Origin of the sequence: Pseudomonas sp. B21-056 (assembly GCF_026016325.1) — a bacterium.
GTDB lineage: Bacteria > Pseudomonadota > Gammaproteobacteria > Pseudomonadales > Pseudomonadaceae > Aquipseudomonas.
On the sequence record NZ_CP087203.1, the window covers coordinates 4,552,984 to 4,565,931 of the forward strand.

14 protein-coding genes are annotated in these 12,948 nt (G+C 61.0%); all 14 read right to left on the reverse strand.

Translation table 11 applies throughout. From position 1 onward, the window contains the following. Nucleotides 1-94 precede the first annotated feature (94 nt). Complete coding sequence (gene araH / locus LOY67_RS19595; RefSeq protein WP_265064035.1) at nt 95-1,063, reverse strand: L-arabinose ABC transporter permease AraH; 969 nt, start codon at nt 1,061-1,063, stop codon at nt 95-97. A 10-nt stretch (nt 1,064-1,073) separates the two neighbouring features. After that, nucleotides 1,074-2,618, reverse strand: coding sequence for an L-arabinose ABC transporter ATP-binding protein AraG (gene araG, locus LOY67_RS19600; RefSeq protein ID WP_265064036.1), 1,545 nt, complete (start codon nt 2,616-2,618; stop codon nt 1,074-1,076). A gap of 68 nt (nt 2,619-2,686) precedes the next feature. Further along, nucleotides 2,687-3,691, reverse strand: a complete 1,005-nt coding sequence (locus LOY67_RS19605; RefSeq protein ID WP_265064037.1) for a substrate-binding domain-containing protein — start codon at nt 3,689-3,691, stop codon at nt 2,687-2,689. A 172-nt stretch (nt 3,692-3,863) separates the two neighbouring features. Beyond that, nucleotides 3,864-4,682 (reverse strand): SDR family oxidoreductase, encoded by an 819-nt coding sequence (locus LOY67_RS19610; RefSeq protein ID WP_265064038.1) that lies wholly within the window; start codon nt 4,680-4,682, stop codon nt 3,864-3,866. Nucleotides 4,683-4,918: 236 nt separating this feature from the next. After that, the gene (locus LOY67_RS19615) at nt 4,919-5,794 is read right to left on the reverse strand and encodes an SMP-30/gluconolactonase/LRE family protein (RefSeq protein ID WP_265064039.1); all 876 of its coding nucleotides are present in this window, start codon (nt 5,792-5,794) and stop codon (nt 4,919-4,921) included. Continuing rightward, nucleotides 5,791-6,537: a FadR/GntR family transcriptional regulator gene (locus tag LOY67_RS19620; protein ID WP_265064040.1), complete on the reverse strand. Its 747-nt coding sequence runs from the start codon at nt 6,535-6,537 to the stop codon at nt 5,791-5,793. The genes LOY67_RS19615 and LOY67_RS19620 overlap by 4 nt, the downstream gene beginning before the upstream one ends. 169 nt (nt 6,538-6,706) lie before the next feature. Then, entirely contained in the window at nt 6,707-7,267 is a 561-nt protein-coding gene (locus LOY67_RS19625; RefSeq protein WP_265064041.1) for a DUF1285 domain-containing protein, read from the reverse strand. 15 nt (nt 7,268-7,282) lie between these two features. Next, nucleotides 7,283-7,888 (reverse strand): DUF4823 domain-containing protein, encoded by a 606-nt coding sequence (locus LOY67_RS19630; protein ID WP_265064042.1) that lies wholly within the window; start codon nt 7,886-7,888, stop codon nt 7,283-7,285. A 102-nt stretch (nt 7,889-7,990) separates the two neighbouring features. Further along, nucleotides 7,991-8,959 carry a GTP 3',8-cyclase MoaA gene (locus tag LOY67_RS19635; RefSeq protein WP_265064043.1) on the reverse strand — a complete coding sequence of 323 codons (969 nt, stop codon included), beginning with the start codon at nt 8,957-8,959 and terminating at the stop codon, nt 7,991-7,993. 138 nt (nt 8,960-9,097) lie between these two features. Further along, nucleotides 9,098-9,736: a TetR/AcrR family transcriptional regulator gene (locus LOY67_RS19640; RefSeq protein ID WP_003204240.1), complete on the reverse strand. Its 639-nt coding sequence runs from the start codon at nt 9,734-9,736 to the stop codon at nt 9,098-9,100. 384 nt (nt 9,737-10,120) lie between these two features. Next, complete coding sequence (locus LOY67_RS19645; protein ID WP_265064044.1) at nt 10,121-10,915, reverse strand: TatD family hydrolase; 795 nt, start codon at nt 10,913-10,915, stop codon at nt 10,121-10,123. Between the two features lie 11 nt (nt 10,916-10,926). Then, nucleotides 10,927-11,283, reverse strand: a complete 357-nt coding sequence (locus LOY67_RS19650; RefSeq protein WP_265064045.1) for a PilZ domain-containing protein — start codon at nt 11,281-11,283, stop codon at nt 10,927-10,929. A gap of 43 nt (nt 11,284-11,326) precedes the next feature. Further along, nucleotides 11,327-12,313 (reverse strand): DNA polymerase III subunit delta', encoded by a 987-nt coding sequence (locus LOY67_RS19655; protein WP_265064046.1) that lies wholly within the window; start codon nt 12,311-12,313, stop codon nt 11,327-11,329. Next, nucleotides 12,306-12,938 (reverse strand): dTMP kinase, encoded by a 633-nt coding sequence (gene tmk / locus LOY67_RS19660; RefSeq protein ID WP_265064047.1) that lies wholly within the window; start codon nt 12,936-12,938, stop codon nt 12,306-12,308. Before tmk ends, LOY67_RS19655 begins: the two co-directional genes overlap by 8 nt. Nucleotides 12,939-12,948 lie beyond the last annotated feature (10 nt).

The window sequence follows — 12,948 nt, forward strand, 5'->3', positions numbered from 1 at the left end:
TTGCTCGCGATAGCGCCAGATCAGTCAACATCAACTTTGAATGTGCCGACGCCTTCGCGAGCAAGCTCGCTCCCACACTGAGTGGTGGGAGGCTTCAGCGCTGCTTCATACGGTCGATGACCACGGCGAGCAGCAGGATCGAACCACGGATGACGTATTGGTAGAAGGTGTCGATGTTCTTCAGGTTCATCGCGTTTTCGATGATCGCCAGAATCAGTACCCCGGCAATCACATGACGGATCATGCCGATACCACCGCTCAACGAGACCCCACCCAGCACACACGCCGAGATCACCGTCAGTTCGAAGCCCTGGCCGATCATCGGTTGGCCGGAGGTCATGCGCGAGGCCAGGATCACCCCCGCCAGCGCGCCGATCACCCCGTGCACGGCGAAGATGATGATCTTGGTGCGATCAACGTTCACCCCCGCCAGCAACGCCGCTTCCTGGTTGCCACCAATGGCCATGGTGTTGCGCCCATAGGTGGTGTAGTTCAACAACCAGCCGAAAAACAGAAAGCAGACGATGGTAATCACGATCGGTACCGGCACACCAAACAACTGGCCGTTGCCATACACGAAGAACGACTCCTGGGACACACCCACTGCCTTGCCGTTGGCAAAGATGTAGGCCAGGCCGCGAACGATCTGCATGGTCGCCAGCGTGGTGATCAAGGCATTGACCCGCAGCTTGGCAATGACGATGCCGTTGATCAGGCCAACGATCAGCCCCATCACCAGCGCCGCGCTGACACCCAGGAACACGCTGTTGGTGTCACGCATCACCACCGCCGCGACCACGCCGGCACAGGCGATCACCGAGCCGACCGACAAGTCGAAGTGCCCGGACGCCAGGCAATACAACATGGTGCAGGCCGCGATGCCGGTCGTGGAAATCGCCAGGCCCAGGCCCCGCATGTTCAGCGGCGACAGGAAGTTGTCGATCAGCAAGGTGCAGAGCACGAAGATGCCGATGGCCGCCAGCAGCATGACCCAGTCGTCGAGGAAACGACGCATGTCCAGGGGTTTGCGTGCCGTCGGCAGTGCATTGTTTTGAATGGTCATGATTTACCTCTCAGTTCGCCGCGTCGGCAACGCGTTGGCGTGGCAGCGCCAGTTGCAGCAGGTTGGATTCGTTGGCCTGGTCACGCGACAGCTCGCCGCGCATGGCCCCTTCGCACAGCACCAGGATCCGGTCGGAAATGCCCATCACCTCCATCAGGTCGCTGGACACCACAATCACCGCGATGCCATCGGCCGCCAGGTTGTGGATGATCTGGTAGATCTCAGCCTTGGCACCGATGTCGATACCCCGGGTAGGTTCGTCCAGCAGCAGGACTTTCATCGGCATCGACAGCCAGCGACCGAGAATCGCCTTCTGCTGATTGCCGCCGGACAGGTACATGATTTTCTGCCCCGCCGTCGGGGTCTTCACTTTCAACGCCTTGATCTGCTTGTCGGCGTTGCCCTTCTCCCAATCGCCGCGCAACAGGCAGCCGAGGGTGGAATGGGCACTGCGGGCGCTGATGTTGATGTTCTCGCCGACGCTCGCCAGGGGCATGATGCCTTCCTTCTTGCGGTCTTCCGGGCAGAGCAGTACGCCGGCGGCGATGGCATCCCGGGGCGAGCGCAGTTTCAGCGCCTCTCCGTGCAGCACCAGGCTGCCTTCGGTCTGGCGTTCCAACCCGCTGAGCAAGCGCAGCAACTCGGTACGCCCGGCCCCTACCAGCCCGAACAACCCGAGGATTTCGCCTTTGTGCACCTGGAAACTCACTGGCTCACGCAAGCCCGGGCCGAGCAGGCGATCAACCTGCAGCGCCACTTCACCGCGCTCACGGGCACGGTAATCATAGATGTCCTGGATGTCGCGACCGACCATGCAGGTGACCAATTGATCGTGGGTCAACTCGCTCATGTTCTCGAAGGTGCGCACGTAGCGCCCGTCCTTGAACACCGTCACCGCGTTACAGATGCGGAACACCTCTTCCATACGGTGACTGACATACAGCACCACTTTGCCCTCATCCCGCAGGCGGGCGATGATCGCCATCAAGCGGTCGATTTCCCGTGCCGAAAGGCTGCTGGTGGGCTCATCGAAAGCAATCACATGGGCGCCACGGGACAAGGCCTTGGCGATTTCCACCAGTTGACGCTGGCCCAGTGACAGGCGACCGACCTTTTCCTGGGGATCGATTTCATCGGCCAGGCCCTTGAGCAGCGCCAACGCCTGCTGGCGCAACACGCCGCGATTGACCAGGCCGAAACGGGCCGGCAAATGGCCGAGGAACAGATTCTCGGCCACCGTCATTTCCGGCACCAGGTGCAGCTCCTGGTGAATCACCGCCACACCGCTGGCGATGCTGTCGGCCGTGCATTTGAAGGCCATCACCTGCTCGCCGATCTGCAGCTCGCCGCTGCTCGGGATGTAGGCACCGCCCAGGATCTTCAGCAACGTGGACTTGCCCGCGCCGTTTTCCCCCATCAAGGCATGAACCTGGCCTGGATGGGCAACAAAACTGATATTGGCCAGCGCCTGCACGCCGGGAAAGGCCTTGCCGATTCCATTGAACCGCAAGCTGGCGCCGATGTTGTGTTGCTGTGTCGCTGTTTGCGCTTGCATAACCACCTCGAACTCACAGAGATCAAGCGGCCCCAAGACACCGGGGCCGCTTTTGAATCAACCGGCCATCAATTCCACAGGCCGATCTTCTCCAGCTCCTGCTTGAAGTTCTCCCGGGTGATCAGCGTCACCTCGTCCATGGCGGTGTACTTCGGTGGTTCCTTGCCGGTGGTGACCCACTCGAACATCATCTCGGCAGTCTTGTAGCCTTCGATGTGCGGGCTAGGCAGCATCGAACCGAAGAAGCCGCTGTGGGGTTTCTTCAGCTCGCCGATGGCGTCGGTGCCGTTGATGCCGATCCCGATCACGTTGTCTGCCTTGAAGCCGGCGCTTTCCGTCGCACGCACGCCACCCAGCACGGTGTTGTCGTTCATGCCGCCAATAATCAGGTTCTTCGCGCCGCTGGGCAGTTTCACCAGGGCGGAGTTGGTGGAGTCCATGCTCCCCGGTACGTCGAGGGTCTTGAGCGCCGTGGTGAGGATGTGATCGTCCGGCATACCGGCTTTCTTCAGGGCGTCAATCGAACCGTCGGTGCGTTTCTTGCCGGTGTCCAACTCGTTGAAGGTGTTGATCACAGCGTAGGTGTCTTTCCAGTCCCAACCACGTTTTTTGGCTTCGGTGGCCATGGCGGTACCCTGCTTCTGGCCGACTTCGAATGCGGCCATGCCCAGGTACGGCACGTCTTCCATGAACTTGCCGTTGGCATCGACAAAACGGTCATCGACAGCGATGACTTTCATGTCGTTGAGCTTGGCCTTGGCCATGATGGCCGGGCCCAGGGACACATCCGGCGGGCAGATCACAAAGCCCTTGGCGCCGTTGGCCGCCAGGCTGTCGATGGCCGAGAGGGTCTTCTCGCCATCGGGCACGGCAATCTTGATCACCTTGAAGCCCTTGTCCTTGCCCGCCTTCTCGGCGAACGCCCATTCGGTCTGGAACCAGGGTTCCTCGGCCTGCTTGACCAGAAAACCGATCTTCACTTCTTCAGCCGCCAGCAAGCTACTGCTGAGACCGACCGCGGCAACTGCCAGGGCAACGCGGCACAGGGAACGGATCCCACGACGATGATTCATAGTTGACTCCTTGTTTTTTTTATTGAAAGCCAAACGTCCAGGGTCTGCTCCACCATCGGTGGCAAAGCGCAGGCTGGGCGGTCACAGCAAGTTGCTACAGCATAGATCCAAATAGTCATATCGTATGATGATTGGATTACAGGCAAAGTTTCCGACTGTAATCCCGGAATATTCAGTCGTGGTACATGACCGAACGTCCACCATCAATGGTGATGCATGAAGCGTTGATGAAAGGTGCTTCATCACTGGCCAGGAACACGGCCGTCATTGCCACTTCGATCGGTTGCCCGATGCGGCGTGGCGGGTGCAGATCCAGCGCACGCTGGCGTTCGGCATGAGGATCGGCGAAGCCGTTCCAATAGTCGACGTTCAGTTGGGTTTCGATATAGCCCGGCGCGATGGCGTTGACGCGTATGCCCCTGGGGGCGTACTCGATGCCCAGGGCACGGGTCAGGCCGAGCAAGCCATGCTTGGCCACCGGATAAGGGAAACAGCCGGGAATGATGTGGGACGAATGGGTCGACGCAATGTTGATGATGCTGCCCACGCCCTGCTCGATCATTTGCGGCAGCACCGCCTTGCAGCCGTACCAGGCACCGTCCAGGTCGATGGCGAAGCAGCGGCGCCAGTCTTGCTCGGTCATTTCCAGCGGGTCGCGGAACACGTTGACGCCGGCGCAGTTCACCAGCACATCGATACGGCCATGCAACTCAACGGCACGGCGGGCCAACGCATGCAGGTCCTGCTGGTTCGACACATCGGCTTGCAATGCTTGCACGTCCGCCCCGCGTTCACGCCAGTGAGCGGCGACCTGTTCGACTTTGCCCGCCTGGATGTCGCTGATCACCAGGCGTGCCTGTTGTGAAGCGAACGCGGCGACGATCGCCTCGCCAATGCCCTGGGCGGCACCGGTCAGCAGCACCACTTTATTCTTCAGTCGCTCGCCCTTCGGTGGTTCGGGCACCGGCGGCAAGGAAAGCACCTCAGCCATGGATCACCGCTCCCCTGTCCGAATGCACGCCAAAAACCGGGCATCCAGGGATGACCGGCCGAAGGCGCTGGGAAGACACTGGGTCACGCACGCCACTTGGGCGTGCGGGAATGAATCGTTGCATCACTTCACCTGTTTTGTTTTTTTAGTGTGAGTGCATGTTGCTGATGAAGCCGACTATAAACCCGGCCGGCAAACAATCTCAATATATATATTTACATCCCATATTCTGGGATTCAACCCGCAAACCGCGTACAGCCCACCCCGGGCACATCGACCCGCATGGACAGCACCGCACCGTCCAGCGGATGCCCCAGCGGACTGGCTGCGCTGGTGATGTACAGGGTCTTGAGGTCTTCACCGCCGAACACGCAACTGGTGGGGCGACTGACCGGCAGTTCGATCACCCGGTCGACCTGACCGTCAGGGTTGATTCGCAGCAGGCAACTGCCGTCCCAGCGGGCGTTCCAGATATACCCGCGGGCGTCCATCGCCGATCCGTCCGGCCCGCCGCGCGAATGGGGGCCGAACCAGACTTCGGCCGGCGCCAGGCTGCCATCGGCACGGATGAAATGCCGGTACAACGTACCGTCGAGGCTTTCACCGAAATACACCGTGGTGCCGTCAGGGCTCCACAACAGCGTGTTGGGAATCCCCCGCTCGCGTAGCAACGGCATGACCCGGCCATCGACGCCCACGCGAAACAAGCCTCCGGACCGGCGCTTCAGGGGCAGGTCCTCACCGTTATCACCGATGTTGTTCTGCATGGTGCCGAGCCAGAGCTGACCCTGGGCATCGCAACGGGCTTCATTGGCTCGATTGCCGGGTTGGGGGTCGGCCATGCACAGCAGCGTCAGGCGCGGCTCCAGACCGGGCGAATCCAGGTCCAACCGGTAGACACCGCTGCTCAATGTCACCAGCGCATCACCGCCCTGTGTCGGGATGAAGGCCGACACATGTTCGGGCATCTGCCAGATCTCGACATTGGCGCCGATCAACCGCAGCGCCTGTTTGCCCGCGATGTCGACCCAATACAGCGCCTGGGTCGGCGCGTCCCAGAATGGTCCCTCGCCCAGTTTCGCCCGGTGCTCCGTTACCGCCTTCCACATCATTGAAACCTCCTGTTTCCGGCTTGCCCGGCAGTGTCTGTACGACCGGCCATCACGTCAGGGTAGAAGCGCTTGATGGCCAGGTCAGCGTTATCGATCAGGGTCATGCAGGCCCAGACACCGCGCGTCGCGTCGCGGGTCGCGATGGCTTCGGCAATGTCCTTGTGAATGGGCAAGGTGCGGCGCAGCTCATCCGGATCAGCAGCCGACACCTCGAACGACACCGCCAGCAACGCGCCCAGGGCCGGGACCATTTGTTCTATGAATTGATTGTGGCTGGCGGCGAGGATGCACTCGTGGAAAAACTGGTCGGCCCGGTTGTAGTCGGCACCGCTGTCCACGGCCCGCTCCAGCGCATGGTAAGCCAGGCGGATCGCCTGCACCTGCTCAACCGTCGCCCGCTCGCAAGCCCAGCGCACCGCCATCGGCTCGATGGTGCGGCGCAGGTCCAGCAGGTCATCGACAAAGTTCTCCGGCAAGCCGCTGCGTGACAGCCACCCGACCACCTGTGGGTCGAACAGATTCCAGCGCCGCACCGGCAACACCCGAGTGCCGACTTTCGGCCCGACCTCGAGCATGCCCTTGGCCACCAGAGTCTTGATCGCCTCGCGAATCACCGTGCGACTGACCCCCAGTTGCTCGCCCAGGTCCGCCTCGACCTTGATGGTCTGCCCAGGCTTGACCTGACCGGCGGCAATCCAGGCGCCCAGCCAATCGACGGTCGATGCGTGAAAACTGCTGGACATGAAAACCCCGCGGGCCACTCTTATGGGTGGCTCACGCTAATCATCATATGATTGGCTGTCAATTGAATTGTATGAAATCCCCTGTGGGAGCGAGCCTGCTCGCGATGGCGTAGTGTCAGTCAACTTGATGCTGGCTGATCCGGCGCCATCGCGAGCAGGCTCCACAGGGTTACGGCTCCAGGCCAATGGGGAAGAACACCCCGCCACTCCACACCCCCAGCCAGCGCTGCCCGTCAATCTCACGGCTCACCGCCAGCTCCACCAACTGATAGAACACATTACGGTGGATCAGGGCTTCGAGGTTGCTGCGCACATGCACGTAGGGCGCGGGCTCCTGGGTGTGCGGATCGATCACCACCCGCATCGGATGATCGGGACCGGCCTCGGTGGTTTCATCGACATGGGTGGTGAAGCGCAACAACTGCCCTTCTCCGTGGCCTTCGACCTCCAGGGTCACGGCCACGAACGGCGCATCGTCGACCTGGATGCCGACTTTTTCCACGGGGGTGATCAGGAAGTAATCATCGCCGTCGCGGCGGATGATGGTGGAGAACAGCTTGACCATCGGCTTGCGTCCGATGGGCGTGCCCAGGTAGTACCAGGTGCCATCGCGGGCGATGCGCATGTCGATGTCGCCGCAGAAGTCAGGGTTCCACAAGTGGACCGGCGGCAGGCCTTTGGTCTTGGGGATCTGCCCCAGCAGGTCATTGGCTTTTTGCGGTCCGCTCATGGTGACTCCTTGTATTTACTCGTCGCTCATCCCCAGCAGGCTGCGGGCATATTCACGCAACGGCGTGGCGATGAGGTCTTGTGGCTGCTTGTCGTGAAACGTCAGTAAACCGCCACGACTCTTGATACGTGCAGTATCAATCAAATACTGGGTGCTGGTCTCGATCAACATGATCTGGATCACGCTGGTATCCACCCCCAGGCGATCCACGGCTTCTTCGTCCAGCCATTCGTCAGAGTTGCCGATGCGGTTGTCGGCCTTGGCAAACCGGGTGTACAGCAAGTAATGAGCACCGGCAGCACGGGCTTCGCCCATGGCTTGGTCAAGACCTTCGGGCACACGGGCACGACGGACCATCGGGAAATATTCGATAAAACCGTTGAAGGCTTCTTCGGCCACGACATTGGGACGCGGATAGGCGCCGCCCGGCGGGGCGAAAGCGCCCTGGGCGATGTAGATGAACGAATCGGGCTGGATACGCAGGTTGTTCACACGGCGACTGTCGCTGTGATCCAGCAGGCCGGCATCGCTCATGTGATAACGAACGCCCTCCCCCATGTCGCTGACATTCATACAGCCACCCAGCGCCAAAACGGCCAGCAGCAAAACCAGGCTACGCATCCTACCCTCCAGAAACCGGTGTCGGAAAACCGGCGAATGGGCGTTGAATGCAGCTTTTGCGCCAGTCTTCAAATAGGCAGGATTATCAGCTGGAAATACCTGTCAGCCGCCGATGATCTTCATGATGGTCGCGCCCCCGGAAAATGCCACTTCCTGCTTGTCTCCCAAGGCCTTGACCAGCAGCCGTTGCAGGGCCGGCAACGCCTCGTGACGGGGCTTGTCCAGAAGGTCGCCGACAAAGTGACGATTGCTCGAGGACAGGCAACCATGCAGCCAGCCCGTGGAGGACAACCGCAACCGTGAACAGGTGCGGCAGAAAGGCACGCTTTCGTTGGCGATCACGCCGAAATAGCCCATGCCAGGGATCTCATAGCGCACCGCCGTCGCATCTACCGGCGCGTTGGCTTGCAGGTATTCGTATTGGTCACCGATCAGGCTCAACAGTTGTTGCAGGCTGACAAACTGCTGCAAGAACGCGTTGGAATCGCTGGCCAGGTGCCCCATGCGCATCAACTCGATGAAGCGCAGCTCATAGCCACGCGCCAGGCAGTACTCGAGCAATGGCATCACCTGATCCAGGTTCTGCCCACGCAACGGCACCATATTGACCTTGATCTTCATGCCCGCCGCATGGGCCTGGTCCATGCCGTCGAGCACCGTTGCCAGGTCGCCGCCACGGGCAATGCTGCGAAACGCACTCGGGTCCAGGGTGTCGAGGGAAACGTTGATGCGGCGGATACCCGCGTCCACCAGTAAAGGCAGTTTCTTCGCCAGCAACTGGCCGTTGGTGGTCAGGCTGATGTCCTCCAACCCCATCTGCCCTACCGCCGCCATGAAGCGTTCGAGCTTGGGACTGACCAGCGGTTCGCCCCCGGTGATGCGCAGACGCTCGATGCCGGCCGCTTCGATCAGGTAAGCCACGCCTCGCGCCATCGCTTCGGCCGACAACTCATCCTGCGCAGCCACCAGGCGCTTGCCGTCAGGCACGCAGTAGGTGCAGGCGTAGTTGCAGGCGGAAGTCAGGCTGATCCGCAAATTGCGGAAGCGCCTGCCCTGACGGTCAACGATCATGGATCACTCCGGCGAAAGGAAAATCGGACCTACGAAACTTGACCTAGAATTCAGGTTTTCGCAAGACCCAAGCCTGAGTATATTACTGGGGCACTACGCCATGTAAGCGGACATGGCGCAATCAGGTATCTGAATGACTCAACTGCTCGGTACGTCGGTGTCGCGCTTGCGCTTGTTGCCCATGCGCACACCAATGTCCATCAGGAACTGGAAGAAACCTTCCTGATCTTCCAGCACGTTGCTCCAGAACGGCGAGTGGTACAACGCCACCGCGCCATGCACCAACGCCCAGGCGGCACAGTAGTGGAAGTAAGGTGGCACGTCCTCGAGCTTGCCTTCGCTGATGCGGCCCTTGATCAGCAGCGTCAGGCGCTCGAAGTTCGAAGCCCGGATCTTGTGGAGCTCCTCGACCATCTCCGGCACCTGGTTACCCTTGACGACCTTCTCTTCCAGGCGGTCGAACAAGCGGTAGCGCTGAGGATCGCGCATGCGGAACTCGAAGTAGGCCCGGGACAGCGCCTCCTTGTCCTTGTCCACATCCGCCGAGTGCAGCAGTTCGTTCAAATCGCGCTCGTAATCGAGCATCAGGCGCAGGTAGATCTCGGCCTTGGATTTGAAGTGTTTATAAATCGTGCCTTTGCCGATACCCACGGCATCCGCAATCATCTCGACGGTGACGCTGTCTTCGCCCTGGTCGAGAAACAACTTGAGTGCGGTGTCGAGAATTTCCTGCTCGCGGCGGCGAAACTCACGGACCTTACGAGGTTCTTTGTGCATAAGAAAAAGGTCTGAAGGTCAAAATTCGAAGCCGGGTATTATGCCTAACTTACGCAAAAATGCACGGATCATCCGTTCCCGGCCATAGTTCTTCTCAAAATCGTACAACATTGGCTCGCCGCTGCTTACGCCATCGCGTCGTCCCGGCAACCGGCGGCGACAGTGAGAACTTATCCGAAGCGAGCGTATTCCAAATTTGTTTAAAAACCGCCCCGAGCAAACTGGACGCGTCGGTATCCTGATCAATACTTGAATTGTCGGCGCGACATCTCCCCCAAGTGACGCACCGATAAAGGTACCAAAGGACCGCGTGCCTTTGTTTTACTCCTAATGGTCTTAACCCGGATTCACCCCCCAGAACCCGGGTTTTTTTTTGTTCGAAATTCAAGCCTGTATCGACCGCACATGAGCCAGCGGAAACAACCGCTTGAAATTCTCCGTCGTCTGCTCAGCGAACCGCTCATAGGATTCGCCACGCAGCATTGCCAGGAACTCCGCCACCTCCCGCACGTATTGCGGAAGGTTCGGCTTGCCGCGATACGGGATCGGGGCCAGGTACGGCGAATCGGTTTCCACCAGCAACCGGTCGGCCGGCACCCTGCTGGCGACGTCGCGCAAGGCATCGGCGTTGCGGAACGTGACAATCCCGGACAGGGAAATGTAATAGCCCATGTCCAGTGCTGCCTTGGCCATGTCCCAGTCTTCGGTGAAACAGTGCAACACGCCGGCCTGGGGCAGCGCGGCGTCGCGCAGCAAGGCCAGGGTGTCGGCCCGAGCACCGCGGGTGTGGATGATCACCGGCTTACCGGTCTGTTGCGCGGCTTCCAGGTGCAGGCGGAACGAGGCCTGTTGCACCTCGGCAGCTTCCGGTTCGTAGTGATAGTCCAGGCCGGTTTCGCCGATGGCGACCACCCGGGGGTGATCGAGTTCACGCAACAGCCAGTCCAGGGCCGGCGCGGCATCGGGCTGGACATCCAGGGGATGGACGCCGACCGAACAATCGACGTCCTCGTAACGGTCGGCCAGGACCTTGACGTCGGCGGCATTGTCGGCGCTGACGCCGATGCACAGGAAGTGCCCGACGCCCCGCTGACGGGCGGCGTCCAACGCAGCATCCAGGGAACCGCCATGGGCGGCCAGGTCGAGACGGTCGAGATGACAATGGGAATCTACAAGCATAAAGGGTCGGGCTACATCGTATGGGTGGGACGGTCGGACTTCAGGGTTCCGGCCAGGTGGGTTTCGATCTGATTGCGGGCCGAGTTGTCGCCGTCGTTGAATTGCACGCCGACGCCTGCCGCCCGGTTGCCCTGGGCACCTTTGGGGGTCATCCAGATCACCTTGCCGGCGACCGGGACCTTCTCCGGTTCATCCATCAGGCTCAACAGCATGAACACCTCATCACCCAGCCGATAATGCTTGTTGGTGGGGATGAACAGGCCGCCATTCTTGATGAAGGGCATGTAGGCGGCGTAGAGCACCGATTTGTCCTTGATGGCCAGGGACAGGATGCCGTTGCGCGGTCCGGGACTGACAGGTTCGTTCATGCTGATCTCCGCTGCGAATTGAGCTGAGTCTAGGCGACATCTGTCAGTTGCGACCAGGCAAGCTCGCCCACTGCACCAACAGCGCTTCGAGCAACAACACCCGGTTGAGGTTCGCCTTGTTCAGCACCTTCTGACGTTGGGCAAGCAACCAGTCCTGAATGTTCAAGATTTTGTCCTGGCTGCTTTTTTGCGCCAGGTACTGGACCACCTTGCGCATGTCCGCCAGTCCCAGGCCAGCCTCGTCTTCGGTGAGCTGGTAGCGCAGGATCAGGCTCGACCAGTCGCAGAACCAGTCGAACAGCAACAGCAGCGGGATTGCGTTCCAGCCCTCGGCCAATTGCGTCGGCGATTGCTGCTGCTTGAGCAGCTTCTTCACACCGTCCACCACCAACGCCCGCTGCTCACGCACGCCCTGGGCCTGGAGGCTGACGGCCGCCAGGGGCGAACCGGCGGCGAGGGTCAGCAATTCGACACGTTCCTCAGCGGTGCTGTCGGGCAAGGCCTGGGCCAGCCACTGCAGACTCATCGCCTCGCTCGGCAACGGGCAGGCCTGTTGCACGCAACGGCTCTTGATGGTCGGCAGCAAGCGGCTCGGCTGATGGCTGACCAGCAACAATACCGTGTCGCCGGAAGGCTCTTCGAGGCTCTTGAGCAAGGCATTGGCGGCGTTGATGTTCATCGACTCGACCGGCTCGATCAGTACCACTTTGCGCCCGCCCAGCTGTGAGGTCTGGACGACGAAGCTGACCAGGTCACGGACCTGGTCGACCTTGATCGCCTTGTCCGCTTCCTCGGGCTCCAGCACGTAGTTATCGGGGTGGCTGCCAGCCTTGAGCAACAGGCAGGACTTGCACTCGCCGCACGCGTTCGAGGCGCCCGGGCGCTGGCACAGCAAGCTGGCCATCAGGCGTTCGGCCAGCGCCCGCTTGCCAATCCCGACCGGACCATGCAGCAGGTACGCATGGGCATGCTGGGCACGACCGGCCAGTTGCTGCCAGAGACCGTCCTGCCAGGGATAGGCTTCAGCCACGGACACGCTCCAGCAAACCTGGCAACAGTTTGTCCAGCGACTGCTGGACCTGCGCCAGCGGCAGGGCCGCGTCGATCAACAGGTAACGCGCCGGGTCGGCCTTGGTACGGCTCAGGAAGGCATTGCGCACCGCATTGAAGAACGCCTCGCCTTCCAGTTCGAAACGATCCAGCCGGCCACGGGCGCTGGCACGGGCCAGGCCGATTTCCACCGGCAGGTCGAACACCAGCGTCAGGTCCGGTCGCAGCTCGCCCTGGACAAAGGTTTCCAGCGCCGCGATGCGCGACAGGGACAAACCCCGACCACCACCTTGATAGGCATAGGTCGAATCGGTAAAGCGGTCGCAGAGCACCACCGCGCCACGGGCCAGGGCCGGACGAATCACCTCGGCCAGATGCTGTGCCCGGGCAGCGAACACCAGCAACAACTCAGTGTCGGGGTTCATCACTTCTTCGGCCGGTGCCAGCAGCACCTCACGGATCCGCTCCGCCAGCGGCGTACCGCCCGGCTCGCGGGTCAGCACCACCTCGATCCCCGCAGCCCGAAGGCGTTCGGCCAGGAATTCGCGGTTGGTGCTCTTGCCGGCGCCCTCCGGGCCCTCCAGCGTTATAAACAGGCCAGTCACGGGCAGTCCT